The organism is Microbacterium sp. GQ128 (assembly GCF_059758615.1).
On sequence record NZ_JCAXDY010000002.1, the window covers coordinates 302,049 to 319,355 of the forward strand.

Annotated in this window: 19 protein-coding genes; 12 read left to right on the forward strand and 7 right to left on the reverse strand. The window is 68.3% G+C overall.

From position 1 onward, the window contains the following. The first annotated feature begins 5 nt into the window (after nt 1–5). From AC6CHX_RS07465 to pknB, 5 genes are read left to right on the forward strand one after another with little or no spacing between them, the layout of a single operon-like run. Nucleotides 6–1,316: a PP2C family protein-serine/threonine phosphatase gene (locus AC6CHX_RS07465; RefSeq protein ID WP_498272285.1), complete on the forward strand. Its 1,311-nt coding sequence runs from the start codon at nt 6–8 to the stop codon at nt 1,314–1,316. Next, nucleotides 1,313–2,698, forward strand: coding sequence for an FtsW/RodA/SpoVE family cell cycle protein (locus AC6CHX_RS07470; RefSeq protein ID WP_136042585.1), 1,386 nt, complete (start codon nt 1,313–1,315; stop codon nt 2,696–2,698). Before AC6CHX_RS07465 ends, AC6CHX_RS07470 begins: the two co-directional genes overlap by 4 nt. Next, nucleotides 2,695–4,149 carry a penicillin-binding transpeptidase domain-containing protein gene (locus AC6CHX_RS07475; RefSeq protein WP_136042584.1) on the forward strand — a complete coding sequence of 485 codons (1,455 nt, stop codon included), beginning with the start codon at nt 2,695–2,697 and terminating at the stop codon, nt 4,147–4,149. The genes AC6CHX_RS07470 and AC6CHX_RS07475 overlap by 4 nt, the downstream gene beginning before the upstream one ends. Further along, complete coding sequence (locus AC6CHX_RS07480) at nt 4,146–5,894, forward strand: protein kinase domain-containing protein (protein ID WP_498272286.1); 1,749 nt, start codon at nt 4,146–4,148, stop codon at nt 5,892–5,894. Before AC6CHX_RS07475 ends, AC6CHX_RS07480 begins: the two co-directional genes overlap by 4 nt. Before the next feature lie 44 nt (nt 5,895–5,938). Further along, entirely contained in the window at nt 5,939–7,630 is a 1,692-nt protein-coding gene (gene pknB / locus AC6CHX_RS07485; RefSeq protein ID WP_498272287.1) for a Stk1 family PASTA domain-containing Ser/Thr kinase, read from the forward strand. Nucleotides 7,631–7,662: 32 nt separating this feature from the next. Here the strand turns inward: pknB and AC6CHX_RS07490 are convergent, their stop codons facing one another. The 3 genes from AC6CHX_RS07490 to AC6CHX_RS07500 are packed head-to-tail and all read right to left on the reverse strand — an operon-like array spanning nt 7,663 to nt 9,270. After that, nucleotides 7,663–8,295, reverse strand: a complete 633-nt coding sequence (locus tag AC6CHX_RS07490; RefSeq protein WP_498272288.1) for an anthranilate synthase component II — start codon at nt 8,293–8,295, stop codon at nt 7,663–7,665. After that, the gene (locus AC6CHX_RS07495) at nt 8,292–8,447 is read right to left on the reverse strand and encodes a DUF4175 domain-containing protein (protein WP_136042581.1); all 156 of its coding nucleotides are present in this window, start codon (nt 8,445–8,447) and stop codon (nt 8,292–8,294) included. The genes AC6CHX_RS07490 and AC6CHX_RS07495 overlap by 4 nt, the downstream gene beginning before the upstream one ends. Before the next feature lie 28 nt (nt 8,448–8,475). After that, entirely contained in the window at nt 8,476–9,270 is a 795-nt protein-coding gene (locus tag AC6CHX_RS07500; RefSeq protein WP_498272289.1) for a class E sortase, read from the reverse strand. Nucleotides 9,271–9,374: 104 nt separating this feature from the next. Here AC6CHX_RS07500 and AC6CHX_RS07505 point away from each other — a divergent pair, with 104 nt between their 5' ends. Next, nucleotides 9,375–9,614: a cell division protein CrgA gene (locus AC6CHX_RS07505; protein ID WP_136042579.1), complete on the forward strand. Its 240-nt coding sequence runs from the start codon at nt 9,375–9,377 to the stop codon at nt 9,612–9,614. 295 nt (nt 9,615–9,909) lie between these two features. On the opposite strand, the gene AC6CHX_RS07510 is transcribed toward AC6CHX_RS07505, so the two are convergent. Together AC6CHX_RS07510 and AC6CHX_RS07515 are read right to left on the reverse strand one after the other, a co-directional pair. Then, nucleotides 9,910–10,803, reverse strand: coding sequence for a rhomboid family intramembrane serine protease (locus AC6CHX_RS07510; protein WP_498272290.1), 894 nt, complete (start codon nt 10,801–10,803; stop codon nt 9,910–9,912). A 21-nt stretch (nt 10,804–10,824) separates the two neighbouring features. Beyond that, nucleotides 10,825–11,382, reverse strand: a complete 558-nt coding sequence (locus AC6CHX_RS07515) for a peptidylprolyl isomerase (RefSeq protein WP_376101760.1) — start codon at nt 11,380–11,382, stop codon at nt 10,825–10,827. Nucleotides 11,383–11,526: 144 nt separating this feature from the next. Between AC6CHX_RS07515 and AC6CHX_RS07520 the strand changes: the two genes are divergently transcribed. Both AC6CHX_RS07520 and AC6CHX_RS07525 read left to right on the forward strand, forming a co-directional pair. Further along, on the forward strand, nt 11,527–12,033 hold the full coding sequence (locus AC6CHX_RS07520; RefSeq protein WP_498272291.1) for a DNA helicase: 507 nt from the start codon (nt 11,527–11,529) through the stop codon (nt 12,031–12,033). Nucleotides 12,034–12,089: 56 nt separating this feature from the next. Next, entirely contained in the window at nt 12,090–12,545 is a 456-nt protein-coding gene (locus AC6CHX_RS07525) for an aminoacyl-tRNA deacylase (RefSeq protein WP_498272292.1), read from the forward strand. Nucleotides 12,546–12,547: 2 nt separating this feature from the next. Here AC6CHX_RS07525 and AC6CHX_RS07530 read toward each other — a convergent pair whose 3' ends face one another. After that, the gene (locus AC6CHX_RS07530; protein WP_136042575.1) at nt 12,548–12,970 is read right to left on the reverse strand and encodes an NUDIX hydrolase; all 423 of its coding nucleotides are present in this window, start codon (nt 12,968–12,970) and stop codon (nt 12,548–12,550) included. Nucleotides 12,971–13,014: 44 nt separating this feature from the next. After that, a complete protein-coding gene (locus tag AC6CHX_RS07535; RefSeq protein WP_498272293.1) occupies nt 13,015–14,610 on the reverse strand; it encodes an amidohydrolase in 1,596 nt (531 codons plus the stop codon). A gap of 116 nt (nt 14,611–14,726) precedes the next feature. Between AC6CHX_RS07535 and AC6CHX_RS07540 the strand changes: the two genes are divergently transcribed. The 4 genes from AC6CHX_RS07540 to AC6CHX_RS07555 all read left to right on the forward strand — a co-directional run bounded on the left by AC6CHX_RS07540 (nt 14,727) and on the right by AC6CHX_RS07555 (nt 17,231). Continuing rightward, complete coding sequence (locus tag AC6CHX_RS07540; protein ID WP_498272294.1) at nt 14,727–15,173, forward strand: hypothetical protein; 447 nt, start codon at nt 14,727–14,729, stop codon at nt 15,171–15,173. 86 nt (nt 15,174–15,259) lie between these two features. Beyond that, nucleotides 15,260–16,396 carry a M24 family metallopeptidase gene (locus AC6CHX_RS07545; RefSeq protein WP_498272295.1) on the forward strand — a complete coding sequence of 379 codons (1,137 nt, stop codon included), beginning with the start codon at nt 15,260–15,262 and terminating at the stop codon, nt 16,394–16,396. Nucleotides 16,397–16,410: 14 nt separating this feature from the next. Further along, nucleotides 16,411–16,827, forward strand: a complete 417-nt coding sequence (locus AC6CHX_RS07550) for a hypothetical protein (RefSeq protein WP_498272296.1) — start codon at nt 16,411–16,413, stop codon at nt 16,825–16,827. A gap of 29 nt (nt 16,828–16,856) precedes the next feature. After that, nucleotides 16,857–17,231 (forward strand): HNH endonuclease, encoded by a 375-nt coding sequence (locus AC6CHX_RS07555; RefSeq protein WP_498272297.1) that lies wholly within the window; start codon nt 16,857–16,859, stop codon nt 17,229–17,231. Nucleotides 17,232–17,307 lie beyond the last annotated feature (76 nt).

Genomic DNA, 17,307 nt, shown 5'->3' on the forward strand with positions numbered 1-17,307 from the left:
CCGGCATGGTCTTCGAAGGCTCGAGCGTCGCGATCTCCCACACCGGGAAGATCCGCTCCAACAACCAGGACTCCGGGTATTCCGGAGCGAACCTGTTCGCCGTCGCCGACGGCATGGGCGGCCACGCCGGTGGAGACGTCGCCTCGAGCATCGCGATCCAGCGGCTGCAGCCCCTCGACCAGGGCTACTCCTCGGTCGAAGACGCGCAGGCCTCGCTGCAGGCCGCCGCGACGACCGCCGCGGGCGATCTCATCCGCGCCGCCAAGGAGCGCCCCGAACTCGCCGGCCTCGGCACCACGGTCAGCGCGATCATCATGGTCGACGAGTACGCGGTCATCGGCCACATCGGCGACTCGCGCATCTACCTGTACCGCGACGACGCACTGACTCAGATCACCGCCGACCACACCTTCGTGCAGCGCCTGGTCGACTCCGGTCGCATCACCCCGGAGGAGGCGCGCTACCACCCGCGCCGATCCGTCCTCATGCGCGTCCTCAGCGACATGGACGCCGACCCCGAGCTCGACATGTTCGTCATGCACACGCAGCCCGGCGACCGCTGGCTGCTGTGCTCGGACGGCCTCTCCGGGGTGGTCGACGAGACTCGCATCCTCAAGGCGATGCAGCTCGGTGTCGCCCCCGGTCGCACAGCGGACTACCTCCTCAAGCAGGCGCTCGACGGAGGCGCTCCCGACAACGTCACGATCGTGCTCGTCGACGTCGGCGGGCAGCATCCGATCCACTCCGGCACCCCCACGATCGTGGGCTCGGCGTCGAACCCCGACGGCGTCTACGTGCCGCCGGTGCGCCCGCCGCGCGGGAACTGGCTGCACCCGGTGCGGCAGGCCGCGAACGAGCCCAGCCACTTCGAGCCCGCCCCCGAGTACCTCGAAGAGCTCATCGAAGAGGATCGTCGTCGCGCGAAGCGCCGCCGCGTGGGTTGGATCGCCGCCGCGCTCCTCGTCGTCGCGATGCTCGTGGTCGCCGCCTTCGCCGCCTACAGCTGGACCCAGACGCGCTACTTCATCGGCGCCGACGACGACAGCGTCGTGATCTTCCAGGGCGTGCAGCAGAACATCGGCCCGATCACGCTGTCGACCCCGATCGAGGACACCGACATCCTCCTCGCGAACCTCCCGGAGTATCAGCGGGCGTCCGTCGAGCGCACGATCAACGCGCGCTCGCTCTCCGACGCGATGGCGATCGTCGATCGCCTGCGGGCGGGCGCCGACGCGAACGTGATCGAGCAGACCCCGCTGCCGACACCGCTGCCCACCCCGGCGCCCTCCCAGACCCCCGCGGGGGGTGAGGGATGAGCACCGACGTGCAGGCCGACACCACGGTCATCAAGGCTCTCAAGCGTCTCCGGATGCCGCAGACGCAGCGCAACCGCGAGTTCTGGCTGCTGCTGTTCGCGTGTGTGATCAGCGGCGCCGCGCTCACCCTCGTGCAGCTGGGTGCGCTCGGCGTGATCGACCCGATGATCCTCGCGATCGGTGGAGGCCTCGCGGCGCTCGCCTTCGCCCTGCACATCGTGCTGCGTTTCGTCGCCGCCGATGCGGATCCGTTCGTCGTCCCGATCGCGACGCTGCTCAGCGGCCTCGGCATCGCGATGATCTACCGCATCGACATCGCCTTCAAGAACACCGGCTGGGACGCGTACTCGACCAAGCAGCTGGCCTGGACCGCGATCTCCCTCGCGGGCGCCATCGCGGTCGTGATCCTGCTGCGCAACTACCGCATCCTGTTCCGGTACACCTACATCTTCGGCCTCGCCGGAATCCTGCTCCTGCTGCTGCCGTTCGTTCCCGGGCTGCGCATCCCCGACGCGAACGCAGCCGTCTGGGTGTCGCTCGGCGGCGCCTTCGCCTTCCAGCCGGGCGAGCTCGCCAAGATCTGCCTGGCGATCTTCTTCGCCGGATACCTCGTGCGCACCCGCGAGAGCCTCACCTCGGTCGGAAAACGAGTCCTCGGCATCACCTGGCCCCGCATGCGGGAGCTGGGGCCGGTGCTCGTGGTCTGGCTCATCTCGCTCGGGATCATCGTCTTCCAGCGCGACCTCGGCACCGGAACCCTGATCTTCGGCATGTTCGTCGCGATGCTCTACGTCGCGACGGGAAAGACCAGCTGGGTCCTCATCGGCCTGGCCCTCGTGGTCGCCGGCGTCGCGCTCGCGACGCAGATCCTCAGCTACGTGCAGGGCCGCTTCATCAACTGGCTGTTCCTGTTCGATCCGAACCAAGTCGACCCCGACGGCGCAGGCTATCAGCCCATGCAGGGCCTGTTCGGGCTCGCCCGCGGCGGACTCATCGGTACCGGCTGGGGCCAGGGTCGACCGGAGGTCACCCCGCTCGCCCACAGCGACTACATCATCACCAGCCTCGGTGAAGAGCTGGGCCTGATCGGGCTGTTCGCGATCCTCTGCCTCTACATGGTGTTCGTCAGTCGCGGCATGCGCATCGGCCTCGCCGGTCAGGACGACTTCGGACGGCTGCTCGCCACCGGCCTCTCGTTCACCATCGCGCTGCAGGTGTTCATCATGGTCGGCGGCGTCACCCGTCTGATCCCGCTGACGGGCCTGACCACACCGTTCCTCGCCGCCGGCGGATCCTCGCTCGTGGCCAACTGGCTCATCGTGGCGCTGCTGCTGCGCATCTCCGACGGCGTCCGCCGCCAACCGAGGGTCGTGATCGGATGACCCGAGAGCTCCGCCGTCTCAGCATCATCATGCTGTTCATGTTCATCGCGCTGTTCGCAGCGACCAGCTGGATCCAGGTCGTCGAGGCCGACACTCTCGCCCAGAACAGCAACAACCAGCGCACCCGCCTGGACAGCTACGAGATCCAGCGCGGCGCGATCATCGTCGACGGCGCCACCATCGCCAACTCGGTGCCCAGCGACGACAGGTACCAGTTCCAGCGCGTCTACACGGATGCCGCGATGTGGGAGCCGGTGACCGGCTACTTCAACGCCGCTCTCGACTCGCGAACCGGCATCGAACGCGCCATGAACGCGGAACTCTCCGGTACCGGCGCGAACGCGCTGCTCGCCGAGGTCGAGCGCATCATCTCGGGCCAGCCGCAGCGCGGTTACAGCGTCGAGCTGTCGCTGAACACGGCGGCCCAGCGCGCCGCCTACGAGGCCCTCGGCGGACTCCAAGGCGCCGTGGTCGCGATGGAGCCGAAGACTGGACGCATCCTCGCGATGGTCTCCACCCCCGGTTTCGACACGAATCAGATGGCGACGCACGACGCGGATGCGGCGAATGCCACCTACGATCAGCTCGCCGCAGACCCCGGAAAGCCGCTTTCCAATCGGGCGATCGCCGGCGACCTCAACCCGCCGGGCTCGACCTTCAAGGTGGTCGTCGCGGCGGCCGCCTACGCCAGCGGGAACTGGACTCCGCAGTCCACCCTGCCGAACCCGGTGTCGTACACCCTCCCCGGGTCCTCCAATCGCGTGTCGAACGCCTGGGGCGGCAAGTGCGGTCCCGGAGCCACGGTCACGATCGCCGAGGCCATCCGGCTCAGCTGCAACATCCCGATGGCGGAGCTCGCCGTCGAGCTCGGCGACGACACGATCCGCGAGATGGCCGACAAGCTCGGTTTCAACCGATCCTTCGAGACGCCTCTGGAATCGACCCCCTCGAGCTACCCCCGCGCCCTCGACGACGCGCAGACCGCACTCACCGGATTCGGTCAGGGCAAGGTCACCGCGACCCCCCTGCAGATGGCCATGGTGTCGGCCGGTCTCGCGAACGACGGCGTCGTGATGAACCCCCGGATGGTGGATGCCGTGATCGGGAACGATCTGTCGGTCATCGAGGCCTTCCAGGACAGCGAGTTCGGCCGTGCGATGGAGGCCGATGTCGCCGACGACGTGACCGCGTCGATGGTGGCCAGCGTCGCTACGGGCGCAGCCCAGGGTGCAAGAATAGACGGGATCGACGTGGCCGGTAAGACGGGCACCGCAGAGAACGGAAACAGGCCGCACACGTTGTGGTTCACCGGCTTCGCGCCGGCGGACGACCCCGCGGTCGCAGTAGCGGTCGTCGTCGAAGACGGCGGCGGACAGGGACAATCAGGCAGCGGCGACACCATCGCCGCTCCGATTGCGAAGAAGGTCATAGAGGCGGTGCTGGGCAGATGAGGCCGACGCAGGGTGTGTCGTTCGGTGGTCGTTACGAGCTGCAGTCGCGTATCGCGATCGGTGGCATGGGCGAGGTGTGGGAAGCGACGGATCACGTCATCGGGCGTACCGTCGCGATCAAGATCCTCAAGGACGAGTACATGGGGGACCCCGGGTTCCTCGAGCGTTTCCGTGCTGAGGCACGTCACGCCGCTCTCGTGAACCATGAGGGCATCGCCAGCGTGTTCGACTACGGCGAGGAGAACGGCAGCGCCTACCTCGTCATGGAGCTCGTGCCCGGCGAAGCTCTGTCGACCGTGCTCGAGCGCGACGGTGCGCTCAGCGCCGACAAGACGCTCGACATCGTGGCCCAGACGGCATCCGCCCTGCAGGCCGCGCATGCGGCCGGTCTCGTGCACCGCGATATCAAGCCGGGCAACCTGCTGATCACGCCCGACGGCCGCGTCAAGATCACCGACTTCGGCATCGCCCGCATCGCCGACCAGGTGCCGCTGACGGCGACCGGACAGGTCATGGGCACCGTGCAATACCTGTCGCCCGAGCAGGCATCGGGTCACCCGGCCTCTCCCGCGACCGACACCTACTCGCTCGGCATCGTCGCGTACGAGTGCCTGGCGGGCAAGCGTCCGTTCACCGGTGAGTCGCAGGTGGCGATCGCGATGGCGCAGATCAACGAGCAGCCGCCGCCGCTGCCGCCGACTGTGCCGATCCCGGTGCAGAACCTCGTCATGGCGATGATCGCCAAGAAGCCCAGCGACCGCCCGTCTTCATCGGCAACCGTGGCGCGTGCAGCACAGGCCCTGCGTCGCGGAGACCTGAACTCCGCAGCCATCGCCGTTCCCGCGATCGCGACCGGTGGCATCGCCGGCGACGACGACGCGACCCGCATGCTCACGGCATCGGGCGACGACGGCACGACCCGCATCCTTCCCACCACCGCTCAGCTCTCCACCGAGGAGACCACGGAGGAGCCGAAGAAGAAGAAGAAGAGCCCGTGGACCTGGCCGCTGATCGCACTGATCGCGCTGCTGGTGATCGTGCTCGGCGGTGCTGTGTGGGCGATGCTGATGAACCAGGGTGACCCTGACGCCAAGCCGTCGGGTTCGCCGTCTCCGTCGCAGTCGCAGTCGGAGACGCCCGCACCGCCGTCGACGCCTCCGCCCCCCGAGGTGGTCCGCGTCGACGTCACCGCGTTGAACCTGGTCGGCATGGACTGCGGCACGGCCACGGCCACGCTCAAGGACGCCAAATTCACGGGCGAGATCACCTGCCCCGAGGGCGACCCGGCACCCAGCGACGACAAGGTCGGCACGGTGTACCGCGTCGTCCCCTCCGGCAACGTCGAGACGACCCAGCCGATGACCCTCACGATCTACGCCGCGCGCGCAGCCCTGCCGACCCCGACCGACACCCCGACCATCACGGGTGACCCGGTCGCCGGCAGCACGGTGACAATCTCCTGGGGCACCGGATTCACATGCCCGAGCGGCACGACGCTCTCCGGATACGTCGTCTCCCTGCAGAACGGCACGTTCGTGTCGGGCGGGCCGAACTTCCAGCCGACACAGCGGAACACGCAGGTGCAGGTGGCGGATGCCGCGGGCCAGCAGCTCATCGTCACCTACCAGGGCATGTGCTCGGGTGGCGACCAGCGCACCTCGTCGGCATCGCCCCCGCTCTCGGTTCCGATCGTCGCGGCGACCGACCCCGGCGAGGGTGACGGCGGCGGCGGCACCGAAGGGTAGCCTTTAATTCAGCTCAGCCGCAGTCGTTTTCCAGGGGGTAGTACGTGTCCACAGAGCCACGAGTCATCGCGGGTCGATACCGCGTCGACGAGCTCATCGGGCATGGCGGAATGGCCAAGGTCTATCGTGGCTACGACCTGACCCTCGGCCGTGAGGTCGCGATCAAGATCCTCGACCCCGAGCTGGCTCGTGACACCGCCTTCCGCAACCGCTTCCGGTTGGAGGCGCAGGCGGCGTCCCGCATGTCGCATCCGTCGATCGTCCGCGTCTTCGATGCCGGTGACCCCTCGTCGAACGACCCGTCGTCCGACGAGCCCCCGTACATCGTGATGGAGCTGGTCAAGGGCACGCTGCTGAAGAAGATCATCGCCGACGGACCGGTGCCGGTCGAAGACGCGGTGCGCTACGTCGACGGCATCCTCGAGGCGCTCGACTACTCGCACCGCGCGGGTGTCGTGCACCGCGACATCAAGCCCGGCAACGTCATGGTGACCGACAAGGGCCAGGTCAAGGTGATGGACTTCGGCATCGCCCGCGCCGTCTCCGACTCCTCGTCGACCGTGGCGGAGACCACGCAGATCATCGGCACCGCTGCCTACTTCTCGCCGGAGCAGGCCAAGGGCGAGCCCGTCGATGCCCGCGCCGACCTGTACTCGACCGGCGTCGTGCTCTACGAACTGCTCACCGGCCGCCAGCCGTTCCGTGGCGAGTCGCCGGTGGCCGTCGCCTACCAGCACGTCAGTGAGACCCCGATCCCGCCGACCGAGGTGAACGAGGACGCACCGGGCGCACTCGACCCGATCGTCCTGCGGGCTCTCGCGAAGGATCCGTATCAGCGCTACCCGGATGCCGCGCACTTCCGCGCCGCACTGGATGCCGCCGTGACCGGGGCGGCGCCGACCCGCAAGCAGTTGGGTGCGCTGACGAGCGAGCTCTACGGTCCGAGTCCGCGGCAGGCGCAGGAGACGGCGCGGTCGCTGCGCCAGCTCAGCTCCGACACCACCATGACCCGCACCCAGTCCGGCCCTCCGGTCGCCTGGATATGGGCCGGTGTCGCTCTGCTCGCGGTGCTGCTCGCGTCCGTCCTGTTCTGGGTCGTGACCATCAGCATGCGTCCGCCCGAGGTGCCGAGCACCTCGCGCATCATCCCGAACCTCGTGAACGTGTCGTCCGAGCGCGCGCAGGACGACCTCGCCAAGCTCGATCTGACGGCGAAGATCGTGATCGAGTCGAGTTCCGAGATCACCGAGGGCAACGTCATCCGCACCGACCCCGAGGCGGGAGTCTCGGTGGAGGAGGGCTCGACGGTCACCGTGCACGTCTCCTCCGGCTTGGAGACCGTGGTGGTGCCGAAGATCGAAGGCATGGCGCTCGAGGATGCCACCAAGGCGTTGAAGACCGCCGGCCTCGAACTCGGCACGGTGATCCAGAAGAACGACAAGGGTCTCGCCGCGGGAACCGTGATCTCCGCCAGCGAGGCGGCGGACACCGAAGTGGCTCCGGATACGGTCGTCAACCTCGTCGTCGCCAGCGGAAAGGTCACGCTGACCGACCTCGTCGGCTGGACCGTCGAGGCGGCGACGACGAACCTCACCGACCTCGGTCTGACGCCGGTGCCCGTGGAAGAGGCGGACTGCGCTCCCACAGAGCCCCCGACCGTGCACTCGATGTCCGTCGCGCCGGGCGATGTGCCGATCGGGTCTCCGGTCGAGCTCCGATACTGCGCAGCGCCGTGAGCCTCTCGCAGGCTGCCTCGTGCGCTGCGGCGTCAGCGAGTGAGCGGATGCAGGCTTTCTGATCGAGCCACGGCATAGGTGTCGCCGCAGAGCTGCAACCAATTCGCCAGAAGCCGGTACCCGCCTTCCGTGAGCACGCTCTCCGGGTGGAACTGCACACCGTGCAGCGGCAGCTCTCGGTGCGAGAGCGCCATGACCGTTCCGCTCTCCGTCCAGGCCGTGACGACGATCTCGGGCGGGAGGTCGGACGCCGCGAGCGCCAGGGAGTGATACCGGCCGGCGTCGAACGGCGACGGGATCCCCGCGAACAGCGCAGATCCGTCGTGCGTGACCGCGGAGACCATCCCGTGCATCAGCTCGGGTGCCTCACTGACCGCGGTGCCGAGCGCTTCACCGATGGTCTGATGCCCGAGGCAGACACCGAGCGTCGGCGTCCGCAGTCGAGCAGCGATACGCACCGCTTCGACGGAGATTCCGGCGTCTGCGGGGCGACCGGGTCCGGGGGAGAGCAGCAGAGCCTCGAACCCGGACAGCATCCGCTCGAACTCGGCGGCGCTGAGCGCGTCGGATTCGACCATCGTGGTCTCGGCGCCGAGCTCGTGGAGGTAGCCGACGAGGGTGTGCACGAAGCTGTCGTGGTTGTCCACCACGAGCACTCGGGTCATTCGACGTCGACCTCGCCGGGGGCGATGATCGGGCTCAGCCACGGGAACACGTACCAGAACAGTCCGTACAGCACGGCGGCGACGAGGACGATCAGGATGAGGACGCGCAGCCACCACGGGCCGGGCAGCAGGCGCCAGAGTGCGGCGTACATCAGTGTTCTCCCTCGTGGGTGTCCATGGTCACACCGATGGGGCGGCCGGAGGAGGCGGCGGGTCGGTCAGCGCGGTCGGGAGTCCCTCGGCGCGGGGCTGGAAGCTCTCGAACACCCCGTAGGCGACGATGCGCTCCGCGAGGGAGTAGAGCGGAGAGCAGGCGGTGAGCGTGATGTACTGCTCGCCGGTCTGCTGCTCGGGCATCTGCGGCACGTCGGTGAGGACGTCGGTCTGCGTCGGCTTGACGTATTCGAGCGTGCGGAAGCGGTATGTGTACCAGCCGTCGGGCGTCTCGACGACGATCGCATCGTTCAGCTGCAGCTTGTCGAGCTGGTTGAAGGGCTTGCCCCAGGTGGTGCGGTGTCCGGCCATCGAGAAGTTGCCGACCTCGCCGGGCATCTTGGAGTCGGTGTAGACGCCGATCCCCTTCTGGTCGAGGGTCCGTGCGCGGCTCGTTCCGCCGTAGATCCCGAAGTTGTAGTCCGCGCCGAAGCGGGGGATGTGCATCTGTCCGAACCACTCGGCGTCGGCCGGGGCTGCGGGGACCGGGGGGACGTAAACGGTGGTGCCGTCTTCCGTCTCGACGACGGGGGGAAGCTCGGGGGCCTCACCCTGCGCGAGCTGCTGCGAGATCGCCGCACCTTCGTCGTTCTTCTGGGCACTGATGATGATGTCGCCGATCCACATCTGCCACGCGACGAAGAGCAGAACGAGCACTCCCGCGGTCAGGAGCAGTTCGCCGAGCACGCTCGCGAAGGTCGCGCGTGAGCGTGGTCGCTCCCGCCGCGGGCGTCGCCCCCCAGGCACGACGGATGCAGTCATGGCGCGATCATATCCCGGGACGCTGAACGGATGCCCGCCATCCCCGCTCGTCCGCTGCGATCGCCGCCTCGTCGGATGGCAGGTCTCATGGGTACAATGACGGCATGGCACGAGACCGTAACACCGAAGAACCCGCTGTCGAGCGCGCCGAAGGCGATGCCGCTCCCAACGCCGTGTGGTTCAAGCCGGTGATGATCGGCTTCATGCTCCTCGGCCTCGCGTGGATCCTGGTCTTCTACATCTCGGGCATGCAGTTCCCGATCCCGGGTCTCGACAACTGGAACCTCGCGATCGGCCTCGGCATCGCTCTGATCGGCTTCTTGATGACCACGCGCTGGCGCTGACGCCACTCCTTCTTCGAAAGGCCCCTCGCCCAGCGAGGGGCCTTTCTCGTTCCTGCCAGCCGAGTTTCTCCGCCAGGCTGTGCGCCCGCGATGCCGTCCGACCGAAGGTCGCAGGCAGATTCCCGGAGCGAGCATCGGGAGGGCCCCGCGAAGCGGGAGGGACCCGCTCTGCGAGCGAAGGGAATCCGCCTGCGGCCGTCCCACGCAGAAAGTTATCCACAAGGCTCTCCACAGCCTGGGGAGAATTACACCGGTGTTATTCACAGGGGTTAACAACCCTGTTAACAACTCGGGATCAGGACAAAAGGATCAGCGGCGGGATGAAGGCGACGATGACGATCAACAGGACGACGAGTGCGGAGAGCAGGACGATCTGCCAGGTGCGCTGGTCTCGTCGCCTCGTCCTGGTGTAGATGAGGGCGACCAGGGCGCCGACGATGGCTCCACCCAGATGCGCCTGCCAGGAGATGCCGCCGGCGAGGAAGCCGAAGGCGAAGTTGATGCCGAGGATCACGAGGATCCCGGTCACGTTCGCGCCGATGTGGCGGCCGATGATCAGCAGTGAGGCCAGCATTCCGAAGATCGCACCGGATGCGCCGACCGTCGGGTCCAGGGGGGCGAGGAGAGCGACCGCCACCGATCCGCCGAGGCCGCTGATCAGATAGAGGGCCAGAAAGCGGGCGCGACCGAGCATGGGCTCGAGGCTCTGCCCCAGCATCCACAGGGCGAGCATGTTCAGCGCGAGATGGATGAAGCCGCCGTGCACGAACAGCACGGAGAGGAGGCGCCAGGGCTCGAAGCCCGCGCCGAAGAGGTTCGGATAGAGATAGGGCGCGTAGAAGGCGAGTGCCTGCGTGATCGGCCCGTTCATCCCCGGGATCAACTGCACCAGGCCGATGAACGACGTGACGGCGAGCAGCACGTACGTGACGATCGGCTTGCCGCTGCGGGCGATCGCCATGGTCCCGCCGCTGCGAGCACCCCACCGGCGCTGGGCCTTCTTCTGCGCGGGGGTGCGGTTCTTGCGCTCGGCGTTCATGCACTCCGGGCAGATGACGCCGACGGGCGCCTGGGTCTGGCACTCGGGGCAGATGGTGCGCATGCACCGCTGGCAGAGCACGAAGCTCTGCCGATCCGGATGCCGGTAGCAGAAGTTGTCGCGATTGCTCGTGAACTCAGGCGTGGTCATCCGGATCGGCCGCAGCTGTCGTCAGGCCGCGACGATGTCGATCGACTGCAGCACGACGGGCTCGACCGGACGGTCGCCGCCGCCGGTCGGAACCGCACCGATCTTGTCGACGACAGCGCGGGAGGCGTCATCGGCGACCTCGCCGAAGATGGTGTGCTTGCCCTGGAGCCACGGGGTCGGGTCGGTGGTGATGAAGAACTGCGAGCCGTTGGTGCCCTCGGGCTTGCCGGTGATGGCGTTGCGGCGCAGGCCGGCGTTCGCCATCGCGAGGATGTACGGCTTGTTGAAGTCGAGCTCCATGTTGATCTCGTCGTCGAAGTTGTAGCCGGGGCCGCCGACGCCCTGTCCGAGCGGGTCGCCGCCCTGGATCATGAAGTTCGGGATGATGCGGTGGAAGATGACGTCCTTGTAGAGGGGACCCTCGCCCGGCTTGCCGGTGGCGGGATCGGTCCACTCCTGGGTGCCGTCGGCGAGGCCGACGAAGTTCTTGACCGTCTTCGGTGCGTGATCGCCGAAGAGGTTGATGACGATGTCACCGTGGTTGGTGTGCAGGGTTGCGACGTGGGAAGCGTGAGCCATGCCCTCATTCTCGCAGAGCTTTCGGTGAGTTCGCCCGGCGTACCCCGGATCGGGCAGCGGCGCAAGGGGCGGGCGATTCCCGCCCGGTATCCAGCCTCTCGTGGCAAGATGGGGAACCCGTACTCCAATGGACAGGAGAGCATCGTGAGCCTCAGCCGCAAGCGGAAGAAGGAACTGCGTCGTCTTCAGAACGACGCGAACCAGCTCTGGGAGAACCAGCAGGTGCTCGTCGGTCACGCCGCCGATGTCGCCCGCGAGGCCGGACGTCAGCTCGGAAACATCAATCGCGAGCAGGTCGTCCCCGTCATCCAGGACACGTACAACCGCCGTGTCGCCCCGGTCGTCGACCGTGGCGTGAAGATCGGCAAGCACGTCGTCGACGACAAGGTCGTCCCGATCGTGGGTGGAGTCGTCGGTTCGGCTCTCACCGCCTGGGATGTCGCGAACGCCAAGCGTCACGGCGTGGCAGCACCCGCTCGTCGCGGCGACTTCGGCAAGAAGCAGAAGTCCGGCCCCGGCCTCGGTTCGATCATCGCGATCATCCTCGGTGCTGCTGCTGCCGTGGGCGTGCTCTACGCCGCATGGCAGGCGCTGCGTGCCGACGATGAGCTCTGGGTCGCGGACGACCCGCTCGCCGCGCCCGACGCGTGACCCCGTCTGATCCCGCCTCCGTCGCCTCTGGTGACGGAGGCGATCGGCATGCGCGGGTGCGAGACGCGGCCGCCGCGCGCGGGCTCGACATCGAGATCCGTGAACGCCCCGCGGCCGGCAGCCTGTTCGAGGCGGCCGAACTGCTCGGCATCCCGCCGTCCGGCATCGTGAAGACGCTCGTCGTGAAGCGTTCGGACGACACCTTCCTGTTCGCCCTTGTTCCCGGCGGACGCTCGATCTCCTGGCCGAAGCTGCGCGCCCTGGTCGGCGTGAACAAGCTGCGCCTGCCCGAGCCCGAACTCGCACTCCAGGCGACCGGCTACGAGCGGGGCACCATCGTCCCCATCGGCAGCACGACGGACTGGCCGATCTACGCCGACGAGTCGATCGTCGGTCAGCGCATCGCGATGGGCGCGGGTGCCCACGGTTACAGCCTCTTCGTCGACGCGGACGACCTCATCGCCGCCTATGGAGCGACGGTCGCCGACATCTCGGTTCCCGAGGAGCGCTGAGCTCAGAGAAGGCCGGCCATCCGCATCGCGATGTCGACGAGCTTGACGCGCTGCAGCTCGGCCACGGCCTTCAGAGGGAACCACTCGGCCATGTCGGTCGAACCCCCGGTCTCGAAGCGCAGCTTGCCGCCCGTCACCTCTGCCCGATAGACGATGCGCAGCGTGTGCAGCGGATCCGCGGCCTTCTGCACGCGGCGTCCCGCAGGGATGACCCGGGAGTGGATGCCGAGGAGCTCGCCCACCTTCACGGTGTAGCCGGTCTCCTCACGGAGCTCGCGGCGCACCGCATCCTCGGGCGATTCGCCGGGCTCGAGTCCCCCGCCGGGCATCGTCCACGCCACGCGGCGGCCCTCGGTCCAGCGCGCAAGCAGCAGACGCCCGTCGTCATCGGTGACGACCGCGTACGCCGCGACACGCAGGTCCATGGCTCACACACTATCCGGCGGCGCAGACCGCCGATGACCGTGTGTCAGGCGACCCTGCTGCCGCTCACATAGGTCGCCATCACCTGCGTCTCGGCGAGGCCTTCGGCCGAGACCGTGAGGGGATCGCGGTCGACCACGATGAAGTCGGCCAGGAGGCCGGGGGCGAGGGCGCCGACCTCATGATCGCTGAACAGTTGCCACGCCGCGTTCACCGTGTGCGCGAGGAGGGCCTGCTCGCGCGTGACCGCCGTTCCGCCGGGCATCCGGTATCCGTTGCGCGTGGTGCGGGTCTCGGCCACGGCCATGTTCCGGAAGGGCTCGTTGGGGGTGACCCATCCGTCGTTGTGGAAGGTCGCCCGATGACCGGCGGCGAAGGCTGCACCGGCGTCGGCCCAGGCACCGCCGTGCTCCGGACCGAAGAGGTCGTCGACCAGCACCTCTCCCCAGTACGTGATGTGGTCGACGAAGAGACTGACGGTCACGCCGAGGGCGGCCGCTCGCTCGAACTGCACCGGCGACATGGCGCCGCAGTGCTCCAACCGGAAACGGTGGTCGACGAGGTCGTGCTGCCGGATGATCTGCTCGTACACGTCGAGCGTCGCGTCGATCGCGCGGTCCCCGTGCACGTGACAGGCAAGTTGCCACCCCGCAGCGGCATAGGGCTCGGCGATCGTCCGCAGCTGCTCGGCAGTGTAGTTCGCCTGCCCGATGTGATGCGGTTCGATGCCTAGGGCGCGGGTCGCCGGAGTGTCGAGGTAGGGGAAGGAGGTGGCGATGTTGCCCACCCACGGAGAACCGTCGGACCAGGTCTTCACCCCTGCCTGGCGGAACACGGGATCGTCGTCACTGCGCGGGGCCGCGACTCCGCCGGGGCGGGACATCTCGTACCACCGCAGCCGTACCGGCATCGCACCCTGTGCACGGAGAGCGTCGATGAGCGGGTTGAGCTCGGGGTTCCACGACAGGTCCGACACGGTGGTGATGCCACGGGATGCGAGGTCGTGGAGATGCGCGGGGAGGATCCGGGGGAGGTGCTGCTGCGCCTTCGCGAGCATCGGCGCCACGACCTGCTCGACCGCGGCGGCCTCGAGGGCGACCCCCGTGAGCTCCCCCGCGGCGTCACGACCGAACGATGCGCCGACAGGATCGGGGGTGTTCCGATCGAGGCCCGCGGCGAGCGCGGCCGCAGTGTTGAAGTACACCGAGTGACCGGAGTTGTGGATGACGACGAGGGGCACGCTGCCGGCGAGCTCGTCGAGGAAGCGGATGTCGGGGTCGGGGAGTCCGCGCTGCAGCAGCGCATCCCACCCGTTCGCGAAGACCGCTTCGCCACCGGCATCCGCGACCGCCGCTCGGAGCGCCGCGATGACGCCTTCCGCCTGGGGGATCACGACGGGACGCAGGTCGACCACGAGGTCGGAGAGCAGGATCGCGGAGAAGCCCGGATGCCCGTGCGGCTCGATCAGACCGGGCATGACCCATCCGTCGAGGGCTATGGTCTCGGCGTCCGGGAAACGGTGGCGAAGCTCAACCGCCGCCCCGACGGCGACGATCGTGCCGTCGTCGACGGCCATCGCCTCCGCTTCGGCATCTGCGCTCGGCGAGAGCGGACGGATGCGGCCGGTGAAGACTGTCGTCATGGCGCCAGTCTGGCAGCCGGGACGGCTTCAGGGATCGATCACGAATCGAGAAGCACACGGAGGATCGGACTCCGTAGGGTGATTCGCACAACGGCAGCACTTCGAGAGGACCGATCATGGCCGAGAAAGAGAAGAATTTCAGCGCCGAGGAACGCGAGGCCATGCAGGCCGCCGCGAAGGAGGCCCGCACCCGACGCTCGCGCGCGAAGAAGTCACCCGAGGAGCTGCGCGCCGCGGGGGAGGCCGACATCAAGGAGGCGATCGAGAAGCTGACCACCGAAGACCAGGCTCTGTCGAACAAGCTGCACGGTCTCGTCTCCGAGGTCGCCCCGGAACTCGTACCCCGCACGTACTACGGGATGCCGGCGTGGGGTCGCGATGGCAAGGTGCTCTGCTTCTTCCAGCCGGCGAGCAAGTTCAAGGTGCGGTACGGCACGTTCGGTTTCGAGCCCATCTCGAACCTCGACGACGGCAACGTCTGGCCGACCGCCTATGCGGTCACGGATCTCACCAAGGCCGACCTCGAGTTCCTCGCCGAGCGCATCCGCCTCGCGATCAGCTGACTCTCCTCGCGAGCAACGGTGCGCGTCGTGCACCCGGGTCAGGGATCCTGGTGTGCTGCGGGCACCCGCGCAGTAGCGTAGAAACCGTGAGCACCCTGCCCTTCCCCGCCTCCGTGTACGCCGCACGCCTCGACCGTGCCGCATCCCTCGCCGCCGAATCGGGGCTGGATGCGATCATCGTCGGGCCGGGCCCCGACCTGCAGTATCTGCTGGGCGTGGAAGGCGACACGATCGAGCGGCTGACCGCCCTGGTGATCGGCCCCGACATCGCTCCGACGGTCGTCGTGCCACGGATGGAGCTCGCGAAGGTGCGCACCACGGCCGTCGGCGAGCTGGGGCTGACGGTCGCCGATTGGGTCGACGGCGAAGATCCGTACGGGCTCGTGACCGCGGCCGCGGGTGAGGTCTCCCGCGCCGGTGTCTCGGATGCGCTGCCCGCACTGCACGTCGTCCCCATCGGCGAGCGTCTCGGCGTGCGTCTCGAGCTGGCGACACCCGTGCTTCGCGAGGGACGCATGATCAAGGACGCCGAGGAGATCGCCGAGCTGCGCCGAGCCGGAGACGCGATCGACGCGGTGCACCGCCGCGTGCACGAGTGGCTTCGGGCCGGGCGCACCGAGCGCGCCGTTGCGACCGACGTCGCCGAGGCCATCGTGGCGGAGGGCCACCGTACCGTCGAGTTCGTGATCGTCGGGTCGGGCCCGAACGGCGCCGACCCGCACCACGAGGTCTCGGACCGGGTGATCGAGGAGGGCGACGTCGTCGTGGTCGACATCGGCGGCGCGGTGCCGAGCGGCTACAACTCCGACAGCACGAGGACCTATGTCGTCGGCAACCCCGACCCGGAAGCGGCCGAACGCATCGAGGTTCTCGTGCGGGCGCAGCAGGCGGCTGTCGACGCGGTGCGCCCTGGCGCCACGGCCGCCGAGGTGGATGCCGCAGCTCGCAGTGTGCTCGCCGAGGCGGGACTCGGCGAGGCATTCCTGCACCGCACCGGTCACGGCATCGGCGTCTCGGTGCACGAGGAGCCCTACATCGCGCCTAGCAACGACCTCGTGCTGCGCGAGGGGATGGCGTTCAGCATCGAGCCGGGCATCTACTTCGCCGGCGAGTGGGGCGCGCGCATCGAAGACATCGTGATCGTCACGGCCGACGGCGGCGAGCGGCTGAACGTCGCGCCGCACGAGCTCGTGTCGGTAGGTGCGCGGGCGGCCGACTCCTGATGGACGACGTGCCGATGCAGCCGCAGAGTCCCCAGAAGATCGCCGCGAGTCACGGAGGTCTCATCCACGAGGTGCGGGTCAGCTGGTGGCAGACCGACGACTGGCAGTGGGTGGTGGTCGTCAACTCCCCAGAGCTCGGCGCTGTAGAGCGGCAGGCGAACGACGCCTTCGAGGCGCTGTGCCTGGTGCGCGAAGAGCTCGACCCGCGCGGGTGGCGGTTGGGGGTCGCCGGTGCACAGGCCGACGTCTCGCCCAGCGGCATGGCGCGCGATCAGGGTGGTGGTCTGAGCGCATACCGGCTCGGACCCGCAGGTCCACTGGACCGCGTCTTCACATTCACCCCCGTGGATCCGGCGACCGTGACATCCGTCGCAGAACAGCGCACGGAGGCTGACCGCTTCTTTGCGAAGTTCCGCGGCGGCGGGCGCTGAGCCCTCTTCCACCGCGGTAGCATCAGCCCATGCGCCGCCCCCGCAAGGTCTCCTCCGCCACCGCGTCGCCGGCGACACGTGCGCGATACGCCAAGCGGCGGAAGAATCGGCTCGCGCGCGTCGACAACGACCTCACCGACGCACAGTGGCACGACCTCATGGATGCGTGGGGCGGCTGCGCGTATTGCAGCGGTGAGGGTGTCGCGCTGCAGCGCGACTGCATCCAGCCGATCTCGCACGGCGGCCGCTACACGCTCGAGAACGTCGTCCCGGCCTGCGCCTCCTGCAACGCCAGCAAGCACAACGACGAGGTGACCGGTTGGCTGCGCCGCAAGAAGCTCGACGAGCGAACCTTCCTCGTCCGGCACGCGACGATCCTGCGCGACCTGCGTCCGGTCGAGTGAGGCTGCGACGCCCGACGTCGCCTTACACCTCGATCGAGGAGACCTACGACGAGACGTGCCCGGCATCTGTCCGGGT

Coding starts and splice junctions, on each gene's coding strand:
- AC6CHX_RS07465 (WP_498272285.1), top strand. CDS start 6: ATGGTCTTCGAAGGCTCGAGCGTCGCGATCTCCCACACCGGGAAGATC.
- AC6CHX_RS07470 (WP_136042585.1), top strand. CDS start 1,313: ATGAGCACCGACGTGCAGGCCGACACCACGGTCATCAAGGCTCTCAAG.
- AC6CHX_RS07475 (WP_136042584.1), top strand. CDS start 2,695: ATGACCCGAGAGCTCCGCCGTCTCAGCATCATCATGCTGTTCATGTTC.
- AC6CHX_RS07480 (WP_498272286.1), top strand. CDS start 4,146: ATGAGGCCGACGCAGGGTGTGTCGTTCGGTGGTCGTTACGAGCTGCAG.
- AC6CHX_RS07490 (WP_498272288.1), bottom strand. CDS start 8,295: ATGACCCGAGTGCTCGTGGTGGACAACCACGACAGCTTCGTGCACACC.
- AC6CHX_RS07495 (WP_136042581.1), bottom strand. CDS start 8,447: ATGTACGCCGCACTCTGGCGCCTGCTGCCCGGCCCGTGGTGGCTGCGC.
- AC6CHX_RS07500 (WP_498272289.1), bottom strand. CDS start 9,270: ATGACTGCATCCGTCGTGCCTGGGGGGCGACGCCCGCGGCGGGAGCGA.
- AC6CHX_RS07505 (WP_136042579.1), top strand. CDS start 9,375: ATGGCACGAGACCGTAACACCGAAGAACCCGCTGTCGAGCGCGCCGAA.
- AC6CHX_RS07510 (WP_498272290.1), bottom strand. CDS start 10,803: ATGACCACGCCTGAGTTCACGAGCAATCGCGACAACTTCTGCTACCGG.
- AC6CHX_RS07515 (WP_376101760.1), bottom strand. CDS start 11,382: ATGGCTCACGCTTCCCACGTCGCAACCCTGCACACCAACCACGGTGAC.
- AC6CHX_RS07530 (WP_136042575.1), bottom strand. CDS start 12,970: ATGGACCTGCGTGTCGCGGCGTACGCGGTCGTCACCGATGACGACGGG.
- AC6CHX_RS07535 (WP_498272293.1), bottom strand. CDS start 14,610: ATGACGACAGTCTTCACCGGCCGCATCCGTCCGCTCTCGCCGAGCGCA.
- AC6CHX_RS07540 (WP_498272294.1), top strand. CDS start 14,727: ATGGCCGAGAAAGAGAAGAATTTCAGCGCCGAGGAACGCGAGGCCATG.
- AC6CHX_RS07550 (WP_498272296.1), top strand. CDS start 16,411: ATGCAGCCGCAGAGTCCCCAGAAGATCGCCGCGAGTCACGGAGGTCTC.
- AC6CHX_RS07555 (WP_498272297.1), top strand. CDS start 16,857: ATGCGCCGCCCCCGCAAGGTCTCCTCCGCCACCGCGTCGCCGGCGACA.